This window comes from Vibrio sp. 1641, assembly GCF_033339995.1.
GTDB lineage: Bacteria > Pseudomonadota > Gammaproteobacteria > Enterobacterales > Vibrionaceae > Vibrio > Vibrio alginolyticus.
Map to the genome: position 1 here is coordinate 1 of NZ_JAWOVP010000192.1, position 688 is coordinate 688.

Consider the following 688-nt stretch of genomic DNA (forward strand, 5'->3'; position numbering starts at 1 on the left):
GCCAGCAAATGTACAGATTGCTATCAGCACCGATACCTTGGTTGCTGGAACCCATTTCCTTCCTCACGCGAACCCTGCTTGGGTTGCTCACAAGGCGCTTGCATCCAACATCAGCGACTTAGCTGCCATGGGCGCAACACCAGCTTGGGTAAGCTTTGCATTGACCATGCCTGAAGCGGATGAAGAATGGCTCGCACCCTTCTGTGATGCGTTTTTCGAACTGGCGGATTACTTTGGTATTCAGTTAATCGGCGGTGATACAACGAAAGGCCCATTAAGTTTAACACTGACAGTGCAAGGTTTTGTGCCTGAGGGCAAAGCGCTGACTCGCTCTGGCGCGAAAGTCGGGGATTGGGTGTATGTCACGGGGAATTTGGGTGACGCAAAAGCAGGGCTGGATGTCATCTTAGATGAAACACTTCGCAGTCGTATTGGTGCTGATGAACTAGAAAAAGCCCACTACCTAAGTACTCCGAGAGTGTTAGCGGGGCAAGCTTTGGTAGGATTAGCATCTTCGGCGATTGATATTTCAGACGGCTTGATTTCGGATATCAAACATATTTTAAAACGCTCACAAGTTGGTGTGAGTATCGATGTGTCTCAATTACCAATCTCTTCAGAGCTGGTACAATTTTTAGATGATAAGGTCAGCGCACAGCAGTATGCTTTATCTAGCGGTGAAGAATAC

General features: G+C 48.0%; 1 protein-coding gene. It reads left to right on the forward strand.

Going from position 1 to position 688, the window contains the following annotated elements:
• Positions 1-688: thiamine-phosphate kinase (gene thiL / locus R7Z47_RS24990; RefSeq protein ID WP_318130781.1), on the forward strand; the 688-nt coding region annotated here is incomplete at both ends.